This is a genomic window from Sphingomonas sp. CFBP 8765 (genome assembly GCF_014841445.1).
Classification (GTDB): domain Bacteria; phylum Pseudomonadota; class Alphaproteobacteria; order Sphingomonadales; family Sphingomonadaceae; genus Sphingomonas; species Sphingomonas aerolata.
Genome location: NZ_JACYTY010000014.1, coordinates 17,289 through 40,849, shown reverse-complemented (window position 1 = coordinate 40,849; position 23,561 = coordinate 17,289). Strand labels below are relative to the sequence as shown.

The window sequence follows — 23,561 nt, the reverse complement described above, 5'->3', positions numbered from 1 at the left end:
GTGCGCTGGTTGTAGCAGGCTGTGCCGTCTGTTCGGGGGGAACCGGTCGCGGGGGCACCTGAGCAAGAGCCACGGAGGGCGCTGACACCGCCCATAGCGCTGCAACGCAGCAGAATGCGGTAGGATCGGACATACGCAACTCTCCAAATATCAGCGACGCGTCGCGCGCTCCGCCTGCGCCCAGGCCAGCGCCATCAACTCGGGCAGCACCGCGACGCGCTGGCGTGCCTCGGCAGACGCCGCCGTACCGTTCAGCACGCGGCCTTTTATTCCGTGGAAGATCGCGGCGAGGCGAAAGAAGTTGAACGCAATGTAGAAGTCGTATCCGGGCATCGAAGCCAAGCCACGCCGAGCACAATAGGCCTGCAGATACGTCTCTTCGGACGGGATCCGCAGCGAAGCTGGATCCACACCACCAAGCCCGGCGACGATATGTGCCGGCATCCGGTACATCATGGCATGATAGGCGAAATCCGCTCCCGGATGCCCGAGTGTCGACAATTCCCAATCGAGCACCGCCAATATCCTGGGTTCGCTGGGATGAAAGATCAGATTGTCGCAGCGAAAGTCGCCATGCACGATGGACGATGCATCGTCGTCGAGGGGAATGTTCGCCGGCAGCCATTCGACGAGCCGGTCCATATACGGGTCCCGCCCTGCGGCATCGTCGGACAGATACTGGCTCGACCAACGCGTGATCTGACGTTCGAAATAATTGCCGGGCCTGCCATAGTCGGCGAGTCCGATCGCGTCTGGATCGATCCCGTGGAGCTGCGCCATCGTCGCATTCATTGCATCGAAATACGCAGCCCGCTCTTCGGCAGGTACGTCAGGGAAGGTCGCGTCCCAGACGACGCGCCCTTCGACCATGTCCATGACGTAGAACATCGTGCCGATCACCGTGTCGTCCACCGACAATCCGTGCACGTGCGCTACTGGAAAGCCGGCACGATCGAGTGCGATCAGCACCCGGGCTTCGCGGTCGACGGCGTGAGCGCCCTTCAGCAACGGCCCGGGCGGCTTGCGACGCAGGACGTAACGTCGCTTCGGCGTGGCCAGATGGTAAGTCGGATTGGATTGCCCACCGCGAAACTGCGTGACGATCAGCGGCCCCTGATAGTCCGCAACATTCGCGCGCATCCACGTGTCCAACGAGGCTTCGTCAAGCTCGAAACCCGGGCGTACTGGCGTGGTCCCCAGATTGGCATCGGAGACCCTCGTCATGACGTGCTCGACCCGCAACTTGCCGCGCCGCGGTAGCGGTTCGCCGGGAAGACCAGCGTCAGTTCGGCGGCGCAACATGCGATCTGGCACCGACCAACCCTGGTATGCCAAACCTTCAAAGCGTCTGTCCGTCGTCGATCGTCATCACCGAACCGGTCAGGTTCCGGCTCGAATCGGACGAGAAATACAGGATCATCGCGTCAAGCGCGTCGCTGTCCATAACGCGCTTTCGCGGAAAGGACGCGAGCAGCCCCTGCCCCGCCGGCTGATCCCAAAGCGTTTCGTTCATTTCGGTGGAAATATAGCCGGGGCAAAGCACGTTGACGTTGATGCCCTTGCGTGCCCAATCCTTCGCCAGCGATCGCCCCATCTGGGCGACGGCAGCCTTTGTCGCGCTGTACGGGGCAATGCCCGCCCCCGGTTGATGCGCAGTGATTGACGATATTATCGTGATGCGACCATGTTCGCGGTCCTGCGATCCGGCTGCCACCATGCGCCGCGCACCTTCGCGTGCCGTCAGGAACACGCCCCGCAGATTGACCGCGACGATCCGGTCGAAGGCGTCGGCCTCCAGCCCGAGAGAACTGCCTGCTACGTTCAGTCCAGCGTTAGCAATGACCGTATCGACCGGGCCGAAGCGTGCTGCGGCTTCGTCATAGGCCGCGATGATCGAGGCCTCGTCGGTGACATCCATCGCCAGCGGCAGCGCTTCGCCGCCATTGTCCGCTATCTCCTGCGCAAGCGTGTCGAGCAGTTCGGCACGCCGCGCACCGATCACCACTTTCGCACCGCTCGCCGCCAATATGGTCGCAAACCGACGCCCCAGTCCCGATGAGGCCCCGGTGACCAGCGCGACCCGCCCGGTCAGGTCGAACGAAAATCCAATCATGCCGACACCAGTGCCGCAACCGCACGCGCGGCCATGGCCTTCTTATCGAGCTTTCCGGTCGCGCCGATCGCCATCTCATCGACCAGGACCAGATGTTCCGGCCATTTCTTACGCGACATTCCTTCGCGTTGGAGATGCGCGATCATCTCGTCGAAACTGATCGGCGACGCCCCATCGCGTATCCGACAGACTGCGCAAGCCTGCTCGCCAAGCTTGCGTTCGGGAACGCCGACCACTGCCACCTCGGCGAGCGCCGGGTGGCGCAGCAGTGCGGCTTCGATCTCGGCGGGGTCGATGTTCAGACCGCCGCGAATGATCTGGTCCTTGATCCGACCCACCACCCGGACATAGCCCTCATCGTCGCGCACGATCTCGTCGCCGGTCAGGTAATAGCCGTCGGGCGTCATCCGCTCCTGTCCGGCTCCCAGATCCTCGGCATAGCCCAGGAACAGCGACGGTCCGCGCACGCCCGCCTGTCCACGCTCACCGCGTGGCAGCGAGCGACCGTGCAGATCGAAGGCTTCCTCGAGCGTTCCCGGGAAGGGTCGCCCATCGGTCGATTGACGCCGCACGAGCGTGTCTGCCGGCACTGTCGAACAATGTCCCATGCATTCCGACATGCCGAACATACGCAGTGCTTTCAGGCCCAGCAGAGTATCGGCATCGGCGATCAATTCAGGCGTCATCGCACTACCGCCAACGGCCACCGCGCGTAGCGGCAATCGCCCCGACCACGCGCCCGTCTTCGTTGCTTCCACCATCGTATACAGGTGCGTCGGCACCATGATCGCCCAGCCGCAGCCATGAACGGTCGCACGTCGCATCGCTGTCACGGGATCCCATGGATCGATCAGCACGAGGTGGTGGCCAAGCGACAGGGCGAAATGCGCGGTGAACGTGAAGCCCGGCGCGCTGTCGAGCGGTACGATCCCCAGGATCGAGTCTCCTGGCTTCAGGCCGGCATTGGCAGCGCAGGCACGTGTCGCGTAGTTCAACGCCGTCGACCCGTGCATCACGCCCTTGGGCACGCCTGTCGTACCGGACGTGAACCCGATCAGCGCGGCGTCGCGGTTGCGAAAATCATTGGAGCGGACTGTCGAAGGAGCGGGATCGATGCGGATCGCGTCGTCGGTATCCACGACGATATGCGCGGCGTGGCCAAGCCGGCTCTCTAGCATCGTGCGGTCGGCTTCGGACAATTTTGGCGAATAGGGGCAGAAGATCGCCTCGCACGCCGATACGGCGAGCGCCACGACTAAGGTGCTCGCGCGCTTGTGCCCGGCGACCAGCACGCGCGATCCTGCGCCGACACCCGCTGCACACAGACGGACCTGCAGGGCTTCCGCCTCGGCACGAAGCTCACCCCGGGTCCATCGTCGATCATGGCACTCGACCAGAGCCGTCGCGGCTGGATCTTCGTCGGCCCTCGCCACGAACTGCGGCCACAGCCGGTCGTCCGACCAGACAAGTCCATCCGCGCTCAGGTCAGCCAAGGGATTGCCCTCCGTCCACGAGGAAAGTCTGGCCGGTAATGAAACTGCCGGCCTGGGAGGCAAGCAGGGCCAGCGTACCTGAGACTTCGTCGGGGCGTCCGAAGCGCCCCATCAGGATGCGTGCCCGGGTCTTGTCCTGAATCGCGGCATCAAGCGTCTCTGTCATTCCGGTCTCGATCGATCCGGGCGCGATCGCATTCACGCGTATGCCGTGTTCAGCCCATTGCGCAGCCAGATCACTCGTCAGGTGGACGATAGCCGCCTTGCTCGTGGTGTACGGCACGACCTGGCCATCCGCTGGGCGGTAGGAGATGAAGGCGCCGACCGAGGCGATGTTGACGATCGCACCACCGCCATGCGCGATCATGTGCCGTGCCGCATGCCGACAAGCGAGGAACGTGCCGGTGACGTTCACCTCCATGACCTTGCGCCAGCCCTTGAGCGGAATGTCCTGTGGGAGCCCCCACCACGAGGCACCGGCATTGTTGACGAGGATATCGAGACCGCCAAGTCGAGCGATCGTCTCGGTCACGGCGGCCTCGACGGAGTCCTCATCCGAGATATCGCAGGACAGTCCGATCGCCTGCGTGCCAAAGCGCTCGGTGATCGTGTCGGCTAACGCAACACATTCGTCGCCGTTGCGGGAGGCGAGTGCTACGGCGCAGCCCAGATCCGCCAAGGTCGCGGCCATCGCCTCTGCCAGTGCGCCGCGTCCGCCCGTGATGAGCGCACGCTGGCCGTCCAGTCGAAAGCCTTGAGCCAAAAAGCCAGGAGAGAGTTCACTCATCTCCATACTCCTTCGACTGAACCTGCGCTTCCAGCAGATCGACCTCCTCGGTGATCAGGATGATCCGCCGACCGCCCATCCCCCGGGTCTGGGCAGTCGCCGCCTTCCATTCGGGCGAGGCGAAGGCGACGTCGAGCGCCGCCTGATCAGCGAAGGTCAGCACGGCGTGCCCGTCCCATCCCGGCGTTTCGGGACTGTCATAGTCCTTCGTCACGACGCCGTGGCGATACGCGACGAGACCAGGCAGTACCCGGGCGGCACCGGCATGGGGCCCGCGCCACCACTCGGTGAAACGCGCCTGCGTCCAGTCCTCGGGACGGCTTGCGAGCACGACCATGCTGACCTTCGTCACCTTAGTTGCCCGTCCAGACCGGCTTGCGCTTCTCTAGGAACGCGGCGACGCCTTCCTTCGCATCGGCGGAATGGTGGACGACGTTGCAGGTCATCGTCTCAAGCGTGATGAGCGTGTTCGTGTCCGCGTCCATGCCGCGGTTCAGCGCCATCTTGGTCATCCACATGCAGAACGGGCTCTTGTCGATCAGCGGTGCGCAGAAGTCGGCGATCAGAGCATCGAACTTGTCGGCGGGTGCAGACGCGTTGCACAGGTTCCACTCGACCGTCTCGTCGCCGGTCAGCAGTTTGCCGGTCAGCATCAGTTCCTTGGACTTGCGCATGCCGATGTAGCGCGGCAGGCGATAAATCGGTCCGGCACCGCCGAACAGCGCGCGGCGGATATGGAAATCGCCGATCTTCGCTTCCGATGCAGCCAGTGCGAAATCGCACGAGATCATCAATTCGAAGCCACCCGCGACGGCATAGCCTTCGACTGCAGCGATGGTCGGCTTCGACATGTTGTAGATCTTGTCGTAGGTCCGCGCCGAATCGATCGCGAGCTGCAGCGAGACCGTGCTCTCGTGCAGCACCGGACCAACCAGCTGGTCCAGATCGGCACCAGAGCAGAACGTGTTGCCGCGTCCGCGAAACACCACGGCCAATGCCTTCTTGTCGGCAGCAGCGCGATCGACCGCGACCTCGAGTTCGCGCAGCAGCTGGGGGCTGACGCAGTTCCGCTTGTGAGGCCGGTTCAGCCAAATCGTGCAGATACCATTATCCGCCAGTTCATACTGGATGACGTCTTTTTCGAGTTCCATGTCGCTCTCCGTTTTTAGTGATGGAAATACTTCTAGAAAGTTCAGTCCGCTGCCGGTTCCAGCAGCGCGCCAACGGCCATCCAGGCGGCAACCCCTGCTGCGGGGATCGCGCAGAGCACCGCTTCGGCGATTTCCTCGTCGCTGGCGCCCGCCCGGCGGGCACCGCGAACATGCGTTGCCGCCATCGGGCTATACCCGGCCGCGAGGATCGCCAGCAGCAGCAGTTCGCCATACTTGGGCGACAGCGGGTTCGCGTGGATGCTGCCGCGACGCATGAGATAATATGCGTCCGCGGCCCGCGGCACGAGCCGCAGCAACTGGGCCAGCGGCGGCGGAATCGTCCCGAAATACGCCTCGAAATTGGCGACTGCTTCGCCAGGTGCGGCGTCGGGTAACGGTTGTGGTTTCGGTAACTCGCCCAACGCCATCGTCTTGGTCACTAGTTCGGCGAATTCCAGCGCCGCACCTTCACCGCGCAGGCTGCTCAAGACGATGATTCCGGCAGTCGCCTCCGTCACGGTGAGACCCAGACCCACGCCACGAACGAGTTCGCGGCGAGCAAGATCGGGATAGCGCCGATCGATCGCCGTGACCGCGACGAACAACGCCTTCAACCGCGCCGGAACGGCTCCGCCCCGATCGATGACGTCGCGAAAGGCCGCATACCCAGCCAGCGTGTAAGGGGCGTGAGACCGCAGCAATACCGCGTCTTCCAGCCCGTTCGACGAACTCATCAGCACTATCCTCTCTCGCCGCCAATTGTGTCGACCGTCCGGTCGGGCGTCAATCTTTTTTCTTGGTTGGCGGTCCGGTGGTCGCGATTACCATCCTGCCGAACCGATACTCCAACGTCAGTGTCTAAGCACCGTCCGACCGGACGGTCGCCTGTCTAATTGGTCAATGGATTTCACTAATCGATATCTGCCGAACCCGGCGATTTTGCGCGTCCATGTTCCGCCCCAGGCGCCACAAGACCGGTTGACAGCCGACCGGTCGGTCGAATAGCTTTATCAGTACACGACCGACCGGTCGATTGAGTGATGATTTAGTTGTTAGGCAGGGGTAGCCGCATGAATTTCGAGCATTCGGATCGATCGCAGGCCTGGATGGGCCGTGTCCGCGCATTCATGGACGAGCATATCATTCCTGCCGTTCCTGTTTATCACGAGCAAGCCGCGAAAATCGATCGCTGGAACGATATTCCGCCAATATTCGAAGAGCTTAAAGCCAAAGCCCGCGACGAAGGATTGTGGAATTTCTTTATGCCCCCTTCGGAGCATGACGACGAATTCTTCACCAGTCCCGGGCTGACGAACCTCGATTATGCCCCGATCGCGGAGCTGATGGGTCGCGTGTCATTCGCGAGCGAAGTCTTCAATTGCATGGCGCCCGACACCGGCAATTTCGAGGTGCTTCACCGGTATGGTACGCCTGCACAAAAGGCACGTTTCATGGTGCCGCTGCGTGACGGGATCACGCGGTCTGCGTTCCTGATGACCGAACCCGCCGTCGCCTCGTCCGACGCGCGCAACATACAGACCGCGATCCGCCGCGATGGCGATGAGTATGTCATCAACGGCCGTAAATGGTGGTCGTCCGGTGCGGGCCATCCCAAGTGCGACTTCTTCATTCTCATGGGCAAGACCGACCCCGACGCGGCGGCCTATAAACAGCAATCGATGATCCTGGTGCCGCGCGACACGCCGGGCGTGACCTTGCTGCGCCACCTGCCCGTATTCGGTTACGATCACGCGCCGCACGGCCATTTCGAGGTATTGCTCGAGGACGTTCGCGTGCCCGTCGACAACATGCTGCTCGGCGAGGGACGCGGCTTCGAGATCGCGCAGGGCCGCCTCGGGCCCGGCCGAATCCATCATACCATGCGCAACATTGCGACGATGGAGGTGGCGCTCGAAAAGATGTGCCGGCGACTCCTGACCCGCCATACGTTCGGCAAGGCTATCGCCGAACATTCGGTGTGGGAAGAGCGGATCGCGCGCGCGCGTTGCGAGATCGAGATGACGCGCCTCCTATGCCTGAAGGCGGCCGACATGATGGACACCGTGGGCAACAAGGCCGCCCGCGCGGAAATCGCGATGATCAAGATCGCCGCGCCCCGCATGGCGCAGCAAATCGTCGACGATGCCATTCAGGCGCATGGCGGTGGAGGCGTCAGTGACGATTTCGGATTGGCCGAGTTGTGGGCGAACACCCGCATCGTCCGTCTGACCGACGGCCCCGACGAAGTGCACGAACGTCAGCTCGCACGCATGGAATTCGACAAGTACCGTGGGGAGTTGGCGGCATGAGTGCTCCCGCTGCAACGATCGGCCAGACCGAAGCAGTCGTGCCTGGTACCCAGTTCGACGAGGCGACGCTGGAGCGTTACCTCGTTGGGGCAGTACCTGGGTTTTCTGGTCCCATGGCCGTCGATCAGTTTCAGGGCGGCCAGTCCAATCCGACATTCCTGCTGACGACTCCGGATGCCAAATATGTATTGCGCCGGAAGCCGGCTGGCGTCCTGCTCGCGTCGGCGCATGCGGTGGATCGCGAATATCGCATTACGCGCGCGCTGTTCGAAGCGGGGCTGCCCGTTCCCGAACCGCTGGTGCTGTGCGAGGACCTCGATGTCATCGGCACAATGTTCTACGTCATGCGACATGTACCCGGCCGCGGCTTCTGGGACCCCCGCATGCCGCAATTGTCCCCGGCCGAGCGCGCGGCGGTGTATGATTCCGCAAACGACACGCTCGCCCGACTTCATCGCGTTGATTATGCGGCGCTCGGTCTTGCCGACTATGGTCGCCCGGGAAATTATTTCGTCCGTCAAATCTCACGCTGGACGCGCCAATACGAGGCGTCACGGACGGTCGATATACCGGAAATGGACTGGCTGGCCGAGTGGCTGCCAGGGGCCATTCCGCCAAGCGACGAACGCACGACGATCATCCACGGCGACTATTCGTTCCACAATTTGCTGATCCACCCGACCGAACCCCGCGTCGCGGCGGTGATCGACTGGGAACTGTCGACGTTGGGGGATCCGCTCGGGGACCTGACCTATCACATGATGGAGTGGTTTCGCCCCGAGGGGGTTGATGTCCGCGGAACGTTGCGCGGCGCCGACCTGACGGCCCTCGGTATCCCGACGCCCGAGGCTTATGCCCGGACGTATTGCGAACGCACAGGGTTCGACGTCGACCCCACGCATCCCTTCTACACCGCGTTCAACCTGTTCCGGGTTGCGGCCATCTTGCAGGGCATCGCCGGGCGCGCGCGAGACGGTGTGCAGACCGCCGCCAATGCAGGCGAAATCATCCAGCGGATCCGTCCCCTCGCCTTGGCCGCATGGCACTCAGCGCGCGAGGCCGGCGCAGGCTGACCTTCCTTTCGCGGCCCGAAACCTACCGTCGGGTCACAGCGACCATCTGACTACGGAGCGAAACAAGCGACCATCAGATCCGACAACAGATCGGACGATATAAAGGAGAGGATTATATGACGCGATCGATGATTCCGTTGGCGCTAGGTGTTTCGACGCTGGCCCTGCTTACTCCGATGACGGCTTATTCCCAAGCCGCCGGCACCACGACGCCCGGGGAACAGGAACCCGTTATTCCGACTACGCCAGCCCCCCCGGCCGGCAGCGTGACGGACGCGGTACCGACGCCGCAGGCAACAGCGGCAACTGGCATCGCCGGCGACATCATCGTCACCGCGACGCGGCGGTCCGAACGTCTCCAGAATGTACCGATCGCCGTCAGCGCGCTGGGGGAAGAGCAAATTCAGGCTCGCAAGGTCGACAATTTCGCCGAGATCGTGAAGATCGCACCTGGCCCCACCTTCGTACCGGTCAAAGGTACATCGGTCGTTACGGTACAAATCCGAGGTCAGGGTACCATCAACGATTCACCCGGTCTGGAAAGTCCGGTCGGGGTGTATATCGACGACATATTCTACGGGACGCTCGCGTCGTTCGACGCCAATCTCTATGACGTCTCCCAGGTGTCGATACTTCGCGGACCGCAAGGAACGACCTTCGGTCGCAATGCCGTGGGCGGCGCACTCGTAGTCACCAACAACATGGCCGAGATTGGCGTCAGCAGCGGCCGCGCGACGTTGACTGGAGTGACCTATAAAGGCGGACGCGGCGGGTTGGAGGCTGACGGATTCATCAACGTACCGATATCGGAAACTCTCGCCGGACGTTTCGCTTACAGCGTGAAGTCGGTTGGCGGATATCAGCACAATTTGATCACCGACAACTACCTCGCGAATAACAAGGTATCTTCCTATCGGGCGTCTGTTCGCTGGCGGCCCAACGAGAAATGGAACATCGTCGCGAGCGGCTCCTACCTACGCCGCGTTGGGTCCGGCGATGGCCCTACCATAGTCGGCGACGGCGCCCTGACGGCATCGGTACAAGAACGAACGAACGGCAATCTTCACAAAGTGCTTCTCGATGACGATGGGTTCACGCGGCGTACGATCGGCACCGCGTTGCTCAATGCGAGTTACGAGACCGCCATCGGACAGATCAGTTCGATCACGGGATACCGATACCTGAAGTCGAGGCTTGCCGAAGACGCCGATGGAGGCCCGAACCCCGTCAACTTTCCTTCACTCAACACGAACGACGAGTGGCAGGTAAGTCAGGAATTCCGGGTCACATCAGACCTTGGCGGCCCCTTCGATTTCGTCGCGGGCGCATATTTCGGCTATGAGGACTTGAACCACAAAATCACGTTCGGTTTCGACGGTCGCGATCCGAACCTCTTCTTCTCGGTCCTCAATGCGGGTCGATATACGCCAGGTCAGACGTTCGAGGGACAGATCGAGAATCGCAGCTTCGGACCGTATGCCGAGGGAAAATACAAGTTCACGGACAAATTGTCGCTGACCGCCGGCCTTCGTTACAGCTACGAGCGCAAAACGGGCTACACGCAGCATATCGGATCGTCTCCGTTCCAGGGCGGTCCTTACTTCCAGCAACTGCCGGCCAATGACGATGCGGTCGACAGCTGGAAAGGTTGGACCCCGCGCGTCATCGCGGAGTATCACCCATTCCGTGGCAGCCTGTTTTACGCATCGGCGTCGCGGGGCTTTCAGGGTGGCGGCTGGTCGTTCAACGTCCGAACGCCGCTGGCTGCTGCTACTCCGCTGCGCGCCCAAACGACGTGGAGCTATGAGGTCGGCACAAAGACCGATCTCTTCAATCGTGCGCTCACCATCAATATCGCTGCCTTCCACGCCGACACGGCCAATCTCCAAGTGCGGTCACAGGTGGACGGCGTGTTTCAAGACTCGAATGCAGGGAAGCTTCGGTCTCGCGGCGTCGAGGTCGAGGCAGTGGTACGTCCGACGTCCAACCTGTCGATTGGCGCCAATTATGCTTACACCGACGCTTTTTATGCAAGTTTCGCCGGATGCACTGCAGCAGGTTTGAATTGTACCGGGAACCAGGCTCCATTCACGCCGAAGCATGATTTCACTGCCCTTCTCGATTATACTGCCGATCTTGCGAGCGGCGCTTCGGTGATCTTTCACTTTGATACGAAGTTCGCCAGCCCGTTTCAGGTTACCTCAACCGGACTTGGCCAGCCCGCAGTACGACTGACCGAGCGCAAGAATGTTGCCAATACTTCTTTGACTTTCAAACCGGCCGCCGCCGACTGGGATATCCGTGTCTGGGCGCGCAATCTGTTTGACAAGCAATATGCCACCAACGGTCTCCAGTATAACTTCTATCATGTGTCGCGCGCCGAAGTTGCCGCTGCAGGTGGCTTGGGCAACCTTGACGTTGAACGGATCACCGTCGGCGCACCGCGAACGATCGGTGCGACCCTGACGATACGATATGGGAAATGATATGATGGGACAGGCCGCAGATACCCCGACGACGGCATCACGACGGATCGCATTGTTGGTGCTGATCGTGGTGTCGGTGTTCAACTATCTCGATCGGACGGTGATCTCGATCTTGCAGGTGCCGATCAAGCGCGACCTGTCCCTCAGCGATGCTCAGCTCGGCGCGTTGACCGGGCTGACGTTCGCCCTGTTCTATTCCACGCTCGGCGTGCCGATCGCGCGGCTGGCCGATCGGTACAGTCGCAGGATCGTGATTGCGGGATCGTTGTTGCTGTGGAGCGCGATGACTGCGGTAAGCGGGTTCGCTGGCAGCTTTGCCATGCTAGTTTTCTTTCGCATTGGCGTGGCGCTGGGAGAGGCAGGCAGCATTCCCGCAAGCCATTCGATGATTGCCGACTATTATCCGCCGGAGCGCCGGGCGACGGCGCTCGGTATCTGGGGGCTCGCACTCCCGATTGGGGTCATGCTGGGGTATCTGTCGGGCGGCTGGCTCGCCCAGGCGATCGACTGGCGGGCCGCTTTGTGGATTATCGGAGGGATCGGCGTCGTGCTGGCACCGATCGTCCTGATGATGCTCCGGGAACCGGTTCGCGGGCGCTACGATGCCGGGCCCGCCCCCGACGCCATGCCGTGGCGCGACGGGCTGGCGCTGATGGCGCGACGGCCGAGCCTTTTGCTGCTGTTCGCCGGTGGCGCGCTGAACAACGTCGTGCTCAGTGTTGCGCTCAACTGGAATGCGCCATTCTATACGCGGCTGCACGGCATGGCGCTTGGTGACGTCGCAACTGCGCTGTCGCTGATGACAGGTCTTGGCGGCGCAATCGGTATTTTCCTGGGAGGGTGGCTGACCGATCGTATCGGGGCCGACAAGCCTCATCTCCGGCCGGTATTGACCGGGATTGCTCTGATCGCGGTCACGCCTGCCGCACTCGTCCAGCTGTTGTCGCCATCGACCACGGTATCGCTGATCGCGTGCGCGATGACGGTCATGCTGCTGTTCTTCTACTACGCGCCGATCATCGCGATGACCCAGACGCTGGTGCCGGCATCGATGCGGGCATTCACGTCGTCGATCCTGTTGCTGTCGGTCAATCTCATCGGGCTCGGTCTTGGACCATGGCTGACGGGCGTCCTGAGCGACGTCATCGGCATGGGCGACCAGTCGTTGCGCTATGCGATGGCGGCGATGTCCTTCGTCGGAATCTTCGCAGGGTCATGCTTCCTTCTCGCCGCCCGCTATTACAAAAAGGATTTGGCAAAATGAGCGATTGGTCGAACGGCTGTGCTGTCATTACGGGTGGCGGCAGCGGAATCGGCGCTGCACTTGCGCGCCATGCAGCGACATTGGGCATGAACGTCGTGCTCGCGGATATCGCGGTCGAAGAGGCGCAGGCGGTCGCCGACGAGATCGGAGTCGATCGTGCGATCGCGCTGCGTTGCGACGTGTCGTCCGAAGCCGACGTCACCGCGCTCGCCGATGCTGCGGAGGCCCGGTTCGGCCGTGTCGGCGTGCTCTGCAACAACGCCGGGATCGTGCCTGGTGGGCGTCATCGACGTGTGTGGGAATATACCGAAAACGACTGGCAATGGTCGCTCGGCGTTAATTTGGGGGGCGTATTGAACGGCATGCGCGTGTTCGTGCCCCGTCTATTGGCGGCGGAAGCGCCTGCGCATATCATGAACACGGCGTCGGTCGCCGGGCTGGTCAGCGGGTCGGGATCGGCCTGTTATGGCGCGGCGAAGCACGCCGTGGTCCGCGCGACCGAGGCCCTGTATGCGGGCTTGCAGGAAATGGAGGCTGCGATCGGTGTCACGCTGCTTCTGCCCGGCCTGGTAGCGACGCGGATCTACGATGCCGAGCGGTCTCGTCCGCAAGCGTTGGCGGGGCCAGATGGTCCGCCCAGCGAGTCCGCCGCTCTGGAAGCGATGCGCGACGATCTCTATCGCGGCGCACTTACTGCCGAACAGACCGCCACCATCGCCTTCGACGCGATCCGACAAAACCGCTTCTACGCGACGACGACCGACGCGTTCGATCCCGCAATCCGCGCGCGTGCCGATGCGATCCTGTCCCGGACGAACCCCCATTTCGAGAGCATCGTCGACATGAGCCGCAAGGATGCCGGATTGGCGGTCACGTCGGCGGGATGAGCTTCGTCGGCCGCTCTGTACTGATATCCGGTGCGGCAATGGGTATCGGCCTCGCTACCGCGGGTCGCTTCCTCGAGCACGGGGCCGATGTATGGCTCGCCGACCGAGACGAACGCGCGCTCGCGTCTGCGTGCGGTGATCTCCCCCTTGCCCGCCGCGATCGTGCCATCGTGCTCGACGTCACGAACGAAGATGACTGGGCGGACGCCGCCAGTCGCATCGCCACGGCCGGCGGGTTGGACGTCCTGATCAACAACGCCGGGCGGGGTCATTTCCGTATGCTCGCCGATACCAGCCTTGCCGAGTGGCGCGAGATCCGCGCGGTCAATGTCGACGCACTGTTCCTCGGCACGCGCGCGGTGCTGCCGATGCTTGCCGCGTCGGGATCCGGTGCGATCGTCAACGTCGCGTCGATCCGGGGCATGACTTCGGGGCCGGGATCGGGTTCGTATAGCGCGGCAAAAGGTGCGGCGCGCATGTTCGGCAAGGCGGCCGCGTTGGAGTTCGCGGCGCTCGGCAACGGCGTGCGCGTCAATACGGTCAATCCCGGCCTGATCGACACCCCGCTATCGCGTGCGGTATTCAACGATCCCGCTGCGTCTGCCAGGCGATTGGCGGACATCCCGCTCGGTCGCGCGGGGACTGCGGAGGAAGTCGCCGACGCTATCGTCTTTCTCGCAAGCGACGCCGCCGCCTATATCACGGGTGCGGAGGTGACGATCGACGGCGGCCAGACCGCGGGCTGACGCGTCACGCCGTGACCAGCAGCGTCCCGTCATTACCTCCGTCAAACAGTGCGACGAACGCTTCGGGCAGACGCTCGAACCCGGCGCGCTGGTCGACGCGGACGGTGAGCCGGCCCTCGTCAGCCCAATCCCGCAACTTCGCGCGCGCAACAGCAGCGCGACCGACGAAATCACCGACTACGAACCCTTCCATGCGAATGCGGCCATAGACCAGCTTCATCATGTCTCGCGGCCCTGGAGCGCCGCCCGCCCGGTCGTAGGATGATATTTGCCCACACAAGACGATACGGCCAAAATCGGCCATCGCGTTCGCCGCAGCCTCGAGTTGCTCGCCACCGACATTGTCGAAGAACACGTCGATGCCGCCGGGGCACAGTTCAGCCAAGCGGGCCGGAACGTCATCGTTGCGATAGTCGATCGCTGCCGTCGCACCGAGTTCTTCGACCAGCTTGCGACATTTGTCGGGACCCCCTGCGATACCGATCACGCGACAGCCTACTATCCCCGCGATCTGGCACACCAGCGAGCCAACCGATCCTGCCGCGCCTGACACGACGACGGTTTCGCCCGCCAGAGGCCGTCCGATGTCCAGCAACCCGAAATAGGCCGTCAGGCTGTTCGGTGAATACAGGCCAAGCGCCTCGATGAGTGTCACGTCGGCAGGTATCGGAAACGGCGGAACGGGCGCTGTATCCGGACGCAGCACGCTCCAGTCCTCCCACCGCGCCATCGCGACCATCCGGGTGCCAACGGGATGATCCGGATGGCTCGACTGCACGACCTCACAGGCTGTCATGCCGGCGATCGTGCCGCCGATCGGGATCGAGCCGCGATAGCTTGCGGGGCCGGCGTTCAGCCAGTTGCGGATCGTCGGAGCCACAGCGAAGATATGGTTGCGGACCAACACTTCGCCTTCGTCCAGCGCGGGAGGCGTGAACGGCTCGGTCAGCATGGCAAAATCGCTCGTCGCGACGCGCCCGTCGGGCCGCTTGGCCAAAGTCCATTTGCGGTTGAACGTCACGCCGCGAGCGCCACGCGCGCCTCACTGGCACTGCCGAATACACGTGCCAATAGAATGACCCGGCGCAGGCCGCGTCCGACTGGAAGTTCGTCGGTCACGCCCATGCCGCCGTGAAGGTGCACCGCCTCCTCGGCAAGCCGCTGTGCGGCGTCCGCGACATAGGCCTTGGCGCCCAGCACGCCACGCACGAACCCGGCATCATCGCGGTCGACGATCGCCGCTTTCAGCATGAGCGATCGCGCCTGTTCAAGCGCGACGAACATCCGCGCCAACTTGTGCTGAACGACCTGAAAGGTGCCGATCGCGACGCCGAACTGCTGGCGCTGGCGCACATACTCCACGGTCTGCTCGTACAGCGTGGACATTGCCCCCACCAATTCGGCGACGTGGCAAAGGCGAATCATTGCCAGGGTCGTATCGCCGTCCCCTTGCGTCAGGGCCAGAGCGGGCGTGCCGTCAAACCGCATCATGCCGGCAGCCGATCCGTCGATCAGCCGCACCGGGTCGATCGAAAGCCCCTCGGCGTCGCGTTCGACGAGCCAGGTCGCACCGTCGCCTATCACGACCAGTGCGGCTGCATCGACTGCGGACAATACAAAATCCGCACGTCCCGTCAGCCGCGGGCCATCGTTCGAGACATCGGCCACCGCGACGGCGAGCACGTGATCGCCCGTCATCGCCGGTGCTACCCATGTCTCGATCGCCGCGGCGTCGCCCCCACGGGCGATCGCATCCGCGGCGCCGACGATCCCCTCGGCTAGTGGCGTGATCGCAAGCGCGCGACCGAATTCTTCCGCAACGATCATCACGTCCTGCGGACCGCCGCCCAGGCCACCCGCTGCTTCGGGCAACAGGAAGCCGAACAGTCCCAGTTCGCCCAGCGCACGCCAGTCGTCCTGCAAGATCGGCCCCTCGCCCGCCGTCGCGGAGTCCGTCCGATCCGCCAGAAAACGGCCGACGGTATCGCGCAACAGGACCTGTTCCTCGCTGGGGGTGATGTTCATGTCACACCCGCTCCACGATCGTGACGTTGGCAATGCCCCCGCCCTCGCACATCGTCTGCAAACCGTACCGCCCACCGCGCGCATGCAGCGCATGAACGAGAGTCGCCATCAGCTTCGTGCCCGTCGCACCCAGCGGATGGCCAAGGGCGATGGCACCGCCATTCACGTTGAGCCGTGCTGGATCGGCACCGAGCGCGGACAGCCACGCCATCGGGATTGATGCGAATGCCTCGTTCACCTCGAACAGGTCGATCTGATCCAGCGTCATGCCCGCACGCTGCAGCGCACGACGGGTCGCGGAGATAGGCTCCTCCAGCATGATGACCGGATCGCCCGCCGTCACGGTGAGGTTGTGGATGCGCGCGAGCGGCGTCAGGCCATGCGTCCGAACCGCTTCGGCGGAGGCGACGAGGACACCGCTGGCACCGTCGCAGATCTGGCTGGCGGTCGCCGCGGACAAGGTGCCCTTCTCGCTCAAGAGCTTGACCGAACCGATCGACTCGAGCGACGCGTCGGCACGTACGCCCTCGTCATGATCATGCACGACCGATTTGCCATCCACATCGATCGTCGTGACCGGAACGATCTCGGCAGCGAAGGCGCCGGACGCGCGAGCGGCTACCGCCTTGCGGTGGCTTTCCAGCGCATAGGCGTCCATCGCAGCGCGGTCGAAACCGTATTTGTCGGCGATCATCTGTGCACCGGTGAACTGGCTGAAGCCCTCGACGCCGTAGCGTTCCAGGATCTTCGCCGAGAAGGGACTGCCACCCATGCCGGCCTTGGCGGCCAGCGCCACGGGCGATCCCATATGGACGCGGGACATGCTCTCGACGCCGCCGGCGATCACCAGATCCTGCGTGCCAGACATCACCGCTTGAGCCGCGAAGTGCAGCGCCTGCTGCGAGCTGCCGCATTGACGATCGATCGTAACGGCAGGCACGCTGTCGGGCAGTGACGACGCAAGGACGACGTTACGGCCAAGTGCGAAGGTCTGCTCGCCGATCTGGCTGACGCAGCCGATGATGACGTCGTCGATCGTCGCTGGATCGACACCGGTCTCGGCGATGATGGCGTCGAGTATCGTCGCACCCAGGTCGGCAGGGTGAATCCCTGCAAGCCTGCCATTGCGACGGCCACCGGGAGTACGTTTCGCGGATACGATGAAAGCTTCTGGCATGAAAATGGTCCTTCGATGGTCAGAGGCCGACGGCGGCCTTGGCAATGATGGTGAGCTGGATTTCGCTGGTGCCGCCGAAGATCGACCACGCCCGCGCATTGAGATAGCGTGCGGCGGCCAAGCTGGCCTCGGGCGGACCGACCAGTGCGGGCGCGTCGGCGGCGTGGAACGGGCGTTCGGCGGGGAGTTGCAAGCTCGCCATGCCGAACGCGTCGATCGCAAGACCCTCGATCCCCTGGCGCACTTCGGAGGCGATGAGTTTCACCGCGAGGCTACGCGCATGCGGTGGATTGCCCTGCTCGATCTCCAGCAACGTGCGCAACTCGGTCATCTCGAGCGCTTCCGCCTCCAGCCGCAGCCGTACGGCGCGATCCGCAAGTTCGCCGGTCAGCGTCGTGGCGCGTGTCAGACGGTCGAGATCGGCCAGCAGTTGCAGCGCATAGCCGGTACCACCGCGCTCGTTCTCGAGCAGGAACTTGGCGATCGTCCACCCCTGCCCTTCCTCGCCGACCAGGTTCGCGACGGGGACACGGACGTCTTCGAGAAAGACCTCGTTGAGTTCATGGTCTCCCGATGCGCTCAGGATCGGTCGGACGGTAACACCGGGCGATGCCATGTCGATCAGCAGGAACGAGATGCCGCGCTGCGCCTTGACGGTGGCGTCGGTGCGTACCAGCGCGAACATCCAGTTCGCGAATTGCGCCTGCGTGGTCCAGATCTTCTGACCCGAAACGACATAATCGTCGCCTTCGCGCACCGCGCGCGTGCGAAGCGAGGCGAGGTCCGAGCCTGACCCCGGTTCCGAAAAGCCCTGCGCCCAGATGTGCTCGCCGCTGCGCAATGCGGGCAGAAACCGCTCCTGCTGCTCATCGCTGCCATAGGTATACAGGACAGGCCCGACCAGCTTCAGTCCCATACCGGGCAGGATCGGTGCGCCCGCGGCCGTGCATTCGGTCTCGAATATCCAGCGGCGCACGGCATCCCATCCCGGACCACCCGCTGCCTTAGGCCAGAAATAGACAAGCCAGCCCTTGGCGTTCAACGCCGCCTGCCACGCGAGATACACATCGGGTTCGGCGAACACGCCCGACGTCAGGGTTGCGCCCTGCCGCATCGCCGGCGTCAGCGCGTCCTGCAGAAACGACCGCACCTCCGTACGGAAAGCCTGCTGTTCCGGGGATAGCGAAAGATCCATCACGCGCGCTCCACGATCGCGACGCCCGAGACGCCGGGGGCGCCATAGACGTGACTATAGCCCAACCGGGGGCTGCCCGGCACCTGCCGCGCGCCGGCCTGGCCGGTCAGCTGGCGGTAATTCTCGTACACCTGCCGCAACCCCGAGGCGCCGACCGGCTCCCCGCACGCGAGGCAACCGCCATCGGTGTTGACCGGCAGCGCACCGCCGATCCGCGTGCGTCCCTCGGCTAGCCATCGTTCCTGCTCGCCGTCGGCGCAGAAACCGTTCTCGGCCATGTGCATGATCTCTGCGCCGCTTTCGGTATCCTGCAACTGCGCGACGCTGATATCGGCAGGACCGACCCCGGCCATCTCATATGCGGCGCGCGAGGCGATCTCGGTGGGCGATGGCCCACGATCGATTGCCAGCGCCGGCGAAAAGACCTCGAACGACCCCGGCGGTCGGCTTCGGACCGCGGCCGCACGAAGCCGCACCATCGGCAATCCCAGTTCGCGTGCGCGCTTGCCACTGGCAAAGATCAGAGCGACCGCGCCTTCGCCGGGCGAGCAGAACATGAACTTGGTCAGTGGATCGCTCACCATCGTCGATTGCAGGATCATGTCCGCATCGACCGGTTCGCGCCGCCATGCATGCTCGGTCAGCGCACCATTTGCGAACGCCTTCTCGGCGACCGCCGCGAGCGTCGGTGGCGTAATGCCGTAAGCTGCCATGTACCGCTGGATCTTCATCGCGAAGAACTGCGTGGTCAGCATCAGGCCAGTCTCGCCATACCATTCGGGCAGGCCCCAATCGGCAGGCTTCGGATCGAAGGCACCGCGCGGATGCTTGTCGAAGCCGACGGCGATACCCAGGTCGAATTCGCCTGACTTGATCGTCGTATACGCGCCGAACATCGCCGAGCCGCCGGTCGCGCACCCGTTCGACACGTTGATGAACTGCAAGCCGGTCAGTCCCAGATCGGAGACCATCGTGTCGGCTTTGCCCGCAGCATCCGATCCACCATACGCGAACTGCACGTCGGGCCAGGCAAGACCCGCCTCGGCGAGTGCCGCGCGCACCGCGAACGCCCCCTGCTGCAAGCCGCTGCGCCCCGGCGTACGGCCGAACGGGTGGATGCCAGCACCGACGATGAAGACGTCGCTCATGCCGCGATCCCCGTTGGCGCGAAAGCGAAGGTCGTACGAACCTCGCCATCCATTCGCGTAAAGGCCTGCGCCACCAGCGTCATCGGCATGTCGATCGCGATCCGGTCGATCGGTGCGCCGGTCAACCGACCCTCGACGATCAATGCTTCACCCAGAGCCACATAGCCGACCGCATAGGGTTCGAACGCTTCGGGTCCCGCATAGGGCGGCGACTTGGGACGGAAGCGCTGCACCGTCCACGACCACAAACGGCCTTCGCGGGGCAAGGTTACCGTTTCAAAACGGTCCTCGTCATCGGGTAGCGGAAAGGCGATCGCGCCCGTCATGCGATCGCGACCCGCCAACAAGGCGACGTCGCCCTCTCGATCGCGGACAAGCAAGCGATCGTCGATCAGGGGCGCATCTTTCTGCGGTGCATCCAGCATATCTCTCTCCTTAGTTCGAGAGACTAGCGGCATTGCCTATGATACGCCGCTGACCTTTGTGTCAGCGCACCTTGCCGAGAAAGCCGAGCTGCGCCGCCTTGAACAGCGCCTGGTCGCGATTGACGGCATCGAGCTTCTGCGCGGCGGAGCGGATGTGAAAGCGGATGGTGGTGCGCTTCAGGCCAAGGATGATCGCGATATCGTCGTTGGTCTTGCCTGCCCCCGCCCAACGCAGACACTCTACCTCCCGCTTCGTCAGGGCCACTCCCGCTAGCTGCTCGCGTGGATGTTCTGTCGCCTTGACGTAGCTGGTGATGAAGATTCTCGCGAGCAGCGCCAGTGCCTCGTCATGCGCGCCGAAGATCGCGCTCAGGTCCTCCACGTCATGATCATGATGGACGAAGCTTGCAGCGCCGATCTGACCGAACGGGAGATGCACCGGCGCCACGATCGCCGCGCGCGTGAACGCCCGCGCCTCAAAATCGGAGAGGTCGAGCGCTTCCAGCGCACGATTGCGCGACCGCGAATAAATGCCGCTTCTGTTGCACCAGAACGGTTCCCCCTCCAGCCGACACGCCTTGGGCAAAGGCGACGTCAGTCCGAGCAGGGGTACTTCCCACCATAACGCCCCAGCCTCGCCCGGCGTGAAGACATCGCCGGCGAGTACGCGGCCGTCCACATCCTTCATCGGCGTCGAGGTGGCGATATTGTGCGTGATGTTGACGAGTAGCCCGGTGCGCTCGCTCACCGCATCGCGCAGCGCCTCGGCAGCCGGACGTATGTCTGCGGACGTCTGTATCCGTACCGCGTCGAGGATATTGTCGTCGATCAGCATGGCAGCGTGGAGGGACTCACCGTCCAAGCATAAACACGGTGAGGATCAGGTCGCGATCGGTCGTACATGGACGGGGTCTAACAGGATCGCCGCCGGCGCGTTACCCCTGCGATGGGTTGGTCTTGAGCCCGTCGAAGAAGGGTTGGCATAGCGCATCCGCGACTTGCTCCGGCGTCTGTGTCGGGGCCAGCGGCGGGTACCATTTATACGCCCAGTTGCACATGCCCAGGAAGCCGTAGGTCGTAATGGTCGAATTGACGCTGCGGAATTCGCCGCTCGCTATGCCGGCCTCGATCAAGCCCTTCACGCGGGCGAAATAATCGCGTCTTGCCTGGCGGATAGCATCGCGCATTTCCCCTTCCAGATCACCGTAATTGTCCATGAAAGCACGAACATAGCCCGGGTGGTTGGCGATCTGAGTCAGGATGCCGACGCACGCCGCGCGTAGCGACGGTACCGGATCGGAGCCCTCCTCCACCGTAAGCCCGGCAAGCAAGGCCTGGATATGCGTATCGTGGATCGCGTACAGAATGGAAATCTTGCTCGGGAAGTAATGGTACAGGGTCGGCTTTCCCATGCCGACCTCGTCCGCGAGCATCTGCATCGACGTATTGTGATACCCGACTTTGTCGAACAGGCCGGCGCAATGCTCGATGATCGCAATACGCTTCTCATCATGCGCTTCCGTGCGAACCTTGGTCGTCTTTGCCGGCATGCGGTGTCGTATCCTGTTGTCTATCAGTTGTCGTTCGTATGCCGTTCGAGCGCGTGCGTCCATGCATCCGAGCAGCCTTGGCCTGTTAACCGCCCTTTGGCGCTTCCATCGCGGTTGCGCCGATCACCCATGCCGACAACCCGGCGACCGGGACCGCGCAGAGGATGGCTTCGGCGATCTGGGCCTCGGTCGCGCCCGCCTTTCGTGCGCCATCGATGTGAACGGACGCCCAGTTACTATAGTCCGCGGCGAGCACGGTCACGAGCAGGAGTTCCGCATGAGCCGGCTCCAATGCGGTCCCCGACAGCGTCCCCTCACGCATGAGATAATAGGCGTCGGCGCCGGTGGGCACGAGATCAAGCAACAGCCGAAGCGATGGCGGCACCGTACCGAAATACTTGATGAAATTGCCTTCCGCGTCTCCCTCCTCGACCTCAACCGGCTGCTCATCGGCCTCGATCACGGCATCGTCGGGATAGGTCACGCTCAGCACTTCGGCGAAACGGAGCGCCGCCCCCTCGCCTCGCGAACTCGACAAAATCGTCATCGCCGCGGCGGCATGCTCGCTCGTCAGCCCAGCGGTCGCGGCCTGCGCCAATTCCCGTCGAGCCATCGCCTCATAGCCTTTCGTACAAGCGGCCGCGGCGACAAACAGACGCTTGAGCGAAGCCGGCAGCGCACCGTCCTCCTCGACCACCTTACGAAACCGCGCATAACCCGCGACGGTCTTCGGCGCGTTGGAGCGCAGTCGCCCGCTTGAAAGCAGCGGATTGTCTTCGGGGGCGTCGCGAGTCACGTCTTTCTCCTTCAAGCAGAAGCCGATGAGCCTTGGTGCGGCCTGTGTACCGCCCTTCTTAACGACCATCCGGACGCTGACAACAGTTGACGACCGACCGTACGGTCGATTATTCGTGACGGCGATAATCGAGAAGGATGTCAGGCTATGACGAACGACCGGCAATCGACGTGATGAGAGAATTGGAAAACCGCGTTGCCCTGGTCACCGGCGCAGCGTCGGGCATCGGGCGCGCTACCGCCCGTCGCATGGCCGAACACGGTGCGACCGTTATTCTCGTCGATCGAACAGCAGACGCCTTGCCTAGCGCGCTGGAAGACCTGCCGGCAGGTGCGCACCGCACCGTCACGCTCGACGTCACCGACGAAGCCGGATGGATCGACGTGGCGCGGACCATTGCCAATGAGATCGGGCATCTCGAAATCCTGGTGAACAACGCCGGCTTCGGGACCTTCCGTTCCATCGCCGATACGACGCTCGATCACTGGCGGATGGTCATGGCCGTCAACCTCGACAGTATCTTTCTCAGCACCAAATATCTTCTGCCCCTGCTTGCGAAGTCGCCGACGGGCGGTGCGATCGTCAATATGTCGTCGATCCGCGGCATCGCGGGCGCCGCCAACACCGGCGCTTACTGTGCGGCAAAGGGCGGCGTTCGCATGTTCACCAAGGCCACTGCACTCGAATGCGCGGCCTTGGGCAACGGGGTACGCGCCAACTCCATTCACCCCGGACACGTCGCCACGCCCCTGACAGCGGGAGCGCACGCGTCGGAGGAAGGACAGCGCGCGCTGCTGGCGGACACGCCGCTTGGGCGCAAGGCCTCGCCGGACGAGATAGCCGACGCCATTGTCTTCTTGGCCGGAGACGGATCGCGTTACATGACGGGCTCCGAACTGGTCGTCGATGGCGGATCCACCGCACAATAGGAGACAG

Annotated in this window: 23 protein-coding genes; 7 read left to right on the top strand and 16 right to left on the bottom strand. The window is 63.3% G+C overall.

The window, feature by feature from the left end; all coding sequences use genetic code 11:
• Positions 1–150: 150 nt before the first annotated feature.
• The 7 genes from IFT87_RS19550 to IFT87_RS19520 all read right to left on the bottom strand — a co-directional run bounded on the left by IFT87_RS19550 (position 151) and on the right by IFT87_RS19520 (position 6,278).
• Complete coding sequence (locus IFT87_RS19550) at positions 151–1,224, bottom strand: phosphotransferase (protein ID WP_192191666.1); 1,074 nt, start codon at positions 1,222–1,224, stop codon at positions 151–153.
• Positions 1,225–1,339: 115 nt separating this feature from the next.
• On the bottom strand, positions 1,340–2,113 hold the full coding sequence (locus IFT87_RS19545; protein WP_192191665.1) for an SDR family NAD(P)-dependent oxidoreductase: 774 nt from the start codon (positions 2,111–2,113) through the stop codon (positions 1,340–1,342).
• Positions 2,110–3,606 (bottom strand): class I adenylate-forming enzyme family protein, encoded by a 1,497-nt coding sequence (locus IFT87_RS19540; protein WP_192191664.1) that lies wholly within the window; start codon positions 3,604–3,606, stop codon positions 2,110–2,112. The genes IFT87_RS19545 and IFT87_RS19540 overlap by 4 nt, the downstream gene beginning before the upstream one ends.
• Positions 3,599–4,393 (bottom strand): SDR family NAD(P)-dependent oxidoreductase, encoded by a 795-nt coding sequence (locus IFT87_RS19535; RefSeq protein ID WP_192191663.1) that lies wholly within the window; start codon positions 4,391–4,393, stop codon positions 3,599–3,601. The genes IFT87_RS19540 and IFT87_RS19535 overlap by 8 nt, the downstream gene beginning before the upstream one ends.
• A complete protein-coding gene (locus IFT87_RS19530; RefSeq protein WP_192191671.1) occupies positions 4,386–4,730 on the bottom strand; it encodes an EthD family reductase in 345 nt (114 codons plus the stop codon). The genes IFT87_RS19535 and IFT87_RS19530 overlap by 8 nt, the downstream gene beginning before the upstream one ends.
• Positions 4,731–4,746: 16 nt before the next feature.
• Positions 4,747–5,544, bottom strand: coding sequence for an enoyl-CoA hydratase/isomerase family protein (locus IFT87_RS19525; RefSeq protein ID WP_056485440.1), 798 nt, complete (start codon positions 5,542–5,544; stop codon positions 4,747–4,749).
• Positions 5,545–5,585: 41 nt separating this feature from the next.
• Positions 5,586–6,278 (bottom strand): carboxymuconolactone decarboxylase family protein, encoded by a 693-nt coding sequence (locus IFT87_RS19520; protein WP_192191662.1) that lies wholly within the window; start codon positions 6,276–6,278, stop codon positions 5,586–5,588.
• 336 nt (positions 6,279–6,614) lie between these two features.
• On the opposite strand from IFT87_RS19520, the gene IFT87_RS19515 reads away from it, so the two are divergent.
• The 6 genes from IFT87_RS19515 (at position 6,615) to IFT87_RS19490 (ending at position 14,309) form a co-directional block, all read left to right on the top strand.
• Positions 6,615–7,853: an acyl-CoA dehydrogenase family protein gene (locus tag IFT87_RS19515; protein ID WP_082453020.1), complete on the top strand. Its 1,239-nt coding sequence runs from the start codon at positions 6,615–6,617 to the stop codon at positions 7,851–7,853.
• Entirely contained in the window at positions 7,850–8,926 is a 1,077-nt protein-coding gene (locus tag IFT87_RS19510) for a phosphotransferase family protein (protein ID WP_056485444.1), read from the top strand. Before IFT87_RS19515 ends, IFT87_RS19510 begins: the two co-directional genes overlap by 4 nt.
• A gap of 116 nt (positions 8,927–9,042) precedes the next feature.
• On the top strand, positions 9,043–11,412 hold the full coding sequence (locus tag IFT87_RS19505) for a TonB-dependent receptor (protein ID WP_192191661.1): 2,370 nt from the start codon (positions 9,043–9,045) through the stop codon (positions 11,410–11,412).
• Between the two features lies 1 nt (position 11,413).
• The gene (locus tag IFT87_RS19500; protein WP_249403471.1) at positions 11,414–12,676 is read left to right on the top strand and encodes a spinster family MFS transporter; all 1,263 of its coding nucleotides are present in this window, start codon (positions 11,414–11,416) and stop codon (positions 12,674–12,676) included.
• Positions 12,673–13,563: an SDR family NAD(P)-dependent oxidoreductase gene (locus IFT87_RS19495; protein ID WP_056485447.1), complete on the top strand. Its 891-nt coding sequence runs from the start codon at positions 12,673–12,675 to the stop codon at positions 13,561–13,563. The genes IFT87_RS19500 and IFT87_RS19495 overlap by 4 nt, the downstream gene beginning before the upstream one ends.
• Complete coding sequence (locus tag IFT87_RS19490; RefSeq protein WP_192191660.1) at positions 13,560–14,309, top strand: SDR family NAD(P)-dependent oxidoreductase; 750 nt, start codon at positions 13,560–13,562, stop codon at positions 14,307–14,309. The genes IFT87_RS19495 and IFT87_RS19490 overlap by 4 nt, the downstream gene beginning before the upstream one ends.
• 4 nt (positions 14,310–14,313) lie before the next feature.
• On the opposite strand, the gene IFT87_RS19485 is transcribed toward IFT87_RS19490, so the two are convergent.
• From IFT87_RS19485 to IFT87_RS19445, 9 genes are all read right to left on the bottom strand, one after another.
• On the bottom strand, positions 14,314–15,330 hold the full coding sequence (locus IFT87_RS19485; protein WP_192191659.1) for a zinc-binding dehydrogenase: 1,017 nt from the start codon (positions 15,328–15,330) through the stop codon (positions 14,314–14,316).
• Entirely contained in the window at positions 15,327–16,334 is a 1,008-nt protein-coding gene (locus IFT87_RS19480; RefSeq protein ID WP_192191658.1) for an acyl-CoA dehydrogenase family protein, read from the bottom strand. The genes IFT87_RS19485 and IFT87_RS19480 overlap by 4 nt, the downstream gene beginning before the upstream one ends.
• Before the next feature lies 1 nt (position 16,335).
• Positions 16,336–17,511: an acetyl-CoA C-acetyltransferase gene (locus IFT87_RS19475; RefSeq protein ID WP_192191657.1), complete on the bottom strand. Its 1,176-nt coding sequence runs from the start codon at positions 17,509–17,511 to the stop codon at positions 16,336–16,338.
• Between the two features lie 19 nt (positions 17,512–17,530).
• Positions 17,531–18,706 (bottom strand): acyl-CoA dehydrogenase family protein, encoded by a 1,176-nt coding sequence (locus IFT87_RS19470; protein ID WP_192191656.1) that lies wholly within the window; start codon positions 18,704–18,706, stop codon positions 17,531–17,533.
• Positions 18,706–19,854 carry a thiolase family protein gene (locus IFT87_RS19465; protein WP_132898212.1) on the bottom strand — a complete coding sequence of 383 codons (1,149 nt, stop codon included), beginning with the start codon at positions 19,852–19,854 and terminating at the stop codon, positions 18,706–18,708. The genes IFT87_RS19470 and IFT87_RS19465 overlap by 1 nt, the downstream gene beginning before the upstream one ends.
• Positions 19,851–20,279, bottom strand: a complete 429-nt coding sequence (locus IFT87_RS19460; RefSeq protein ID WP_192191655.1) for a Zn-ribbon domain-containing OB-fold protein — start codon at positions 20,277–20,279, stop codon at positions 19,851–19,853. Before IFT87_RS19460 ends, IFT87_RS19465 begins: the two co-directional genes overlap by 4 nt.
• A 61-nt stretch (positions 20,280–20,340) precedes the next feature.
• Positions 20,341–21,114, bottom strand: coding sequence for a helix-turn-helix transcriptional regulator (locus IFT87_RS19455; RefSeq protein ID WP_192191654.1), 774 nt, complete (start codon positions 21,112–21,114; stop codon positions 20,341–20,343).
• 100 nt (positions 21,115–21,214) lie between these two features.
• On the bottom strand, positions 21,215–21,829 hold the full coding sequence (locus tag IFT87_RS19450) for a TetR/AcrR family transcriptional regulator (protein WP_192191653.1): 615 nt from the start codon (positions 21,827–21,829) through the stop codon (positions 21,215–21,217).
• Positions 21,830–21,914: 85 nt separating this feature from the next.
• Positions 21,915–22,625 (bottom strand): carboxymuconolactone decarboxylase family protein, encoded by a 711-nt coding sequence (locus IFT87_RS19445; RefSeq protein ID WP_342211210.1) that lies wholly within the window; start codon positions 22,623–22,625, stop codon positions 21,915–21,917.
• Between the two features lie 173 nt (positions 22,626–22,798).
• Between IFT87_RS19445 and IFT87_RS19440 the strand changes: the two genes are divergently transcribed.
• The gene (locus tag IFT87_RS19440; RefSeq protein ID WP_192191668.1) at positions 22,799–23,554 is read left to right on the top strand and encodes an SDR family NAD(P)-dependent oxidoreductase; all 756 of its coding nucleotides are present in this window, start codon (positions 22,799–22,801) and stop codon (positions 23,552–23,554) included.
• Positions 23,555–23,561 lie beyond the last annotated feature (7 nt).

What these genes read in the sequence shown, in the direction of transcription:
- IFT87_RS19465 (WP_132898212.1), bottom strand. Translation starts at nt 19,854, where the DNA reads ATGAGCGACGTCTTCATCGTCGGTGCTGGCATCCACCCGTTCGGCCGT.
- IFT87_RS19500 (WP_249403471.1), top strand. Translation starts at nt 11,414, where the DNA reads ATGATGGGACAGGCCGCAGATACCCCGACGACGGCATCACGACGGATC.
- IFT87_RS19480 (WP_192191658.1), bottom strand. Translation starts at nt 16,334, where the DNA reads ATGAACATCACCCCCAGCGAGGAACAGGTCCTGTTGCGCGATACCGTC.
- IFT87_RS19440 (WP_192191668.1), top strand. Translation starts at nt 22,799, where the DNA reads ATGAGAGAATTGGAAAACCGCGTTGCCCTGGTCACCGGCGCAGCGTCG.
- IFT87_RS19550 (WP_192191666.1), bottom strand. Translation starts at nt 1,224, where the DNA reads ATGACGAGGGTCTCCGATGCCAATCTGGGGACCACGCCAGTACGCCCG.
- IFT87_RS19450 (WP_192191653.1), bottom strand. Translation starts at nt 21,829, where the DNA reads ATGCCGGCAAAGACGACCAAGGTTCGCACGGAAGCGCATGATGAGAAG.
- IFT87_RS19510 (WP_056485444.1), top strand. Translation starts at nt 7,850, where the DNA reads ATGAGTGCTCCCGCTGCAACGATCGGCCAGACCGAAGCAGTCGTGCCT.
- IFT87_RS19525 (WP_056485440.1), bottom strand. Translation starts at nt 5,544, where the DNA reads ATGGAACTCGAAAAAGACGTCATCCAGTATGAACTGGCGGATAATGGT.
- IFT87_RS19530 (WP_192191671.1), bottom strand. Translation starts at nt 4,730, where the DNA reads ATGGTCGTGCTCGCAAGCCGTCCCGAGGACTGGACGCAGGCGCGTTTC.
- IFT87_RS19545 (WP_192191665.1), bottom strand. Translation starts at nt 2,113, where the DNA reads ATGATTGGATTTTCGTTCGACCTGACCGGGCGGGTCGCGCTGGTCACC.
- IFT87_RS19495 (WP_056485447.1), top strand. Translation starts at nt 12,673, where the DNA reads ATGAGCGATTGGTCGAACGGCTGTGCTGTCATTACGGGTGGCGGCAGC.
- IFT87_RS19505 (WP_192191661.1), top strand. Translation starts at nt 9,043, where the DNA reads ATGACGCGATCGATGATTCCGTTGGCGCTAGGTGTTTCGACGCTGGCC.
- IFT87_RS19460 (WP_192191655.1), bottom strand. Translation starts at nt 20,279, where the DNA reads ATGCTGGATGCACCGCAGAAAGATGCGCCCCTGATCGACGATCGCTTG.
- IFT87_RS19515 (WP_082453020.1), top strand. Translation starts at nt 6,615, where the DNA reads ATGAATTTCGAGCATTCGGATCGATCGCAGGCCTGGATGGGCCGTGTC.
- IFT87_RS19535 (WP_192191663.1), bottom strand. Translation starts at nt 4,393, where the DNA reads ATGAGTGAACTCTCTCCTGGCTTTTTGGCTCAAGGCTTTCGACTGGAC.
- IFT87_RS19475 (WP_192191657.1), bottom strand. Translation starts at nt 17,511, where the DNA reads ATGCCAGAAGCTTTCATCGTATCCGCGAAACGTACTCCCGGTGGCCGT.
- IFT87_RS19455 (WP_192191654.1), bottom strand. Translation starts at nt 21,114, where the DNA reads ATGCTGATCGACGACAATATCCTCGACGCGGTACGGATACAGACGTCC.
- IFT87_RS19520 (WP_192191662.1), bottom strand. Translation starts at nt 6,278, where the DNA reads ATGAGTTCGTCGAACGGGCTGGAAGACGCGGTATTGCTGCGGTCTCAC.
- IFT87_RS19490 (WP_192191660.1), top strand. Translation starts at nt 13,560, where the DNA reads ATGAGCTTCGTCGGCCGCTCTGTACTGATATCCGGTGCGGCAATGGGT.
- IFT87_RS19470 (WP_192191656.1), bottom strand. Translation starts at nt 18,706, where the DNA reads ATGGATCTTTCGCTATCCCCGGAACAGCAGGCTTTCCGTACGGAGGTG.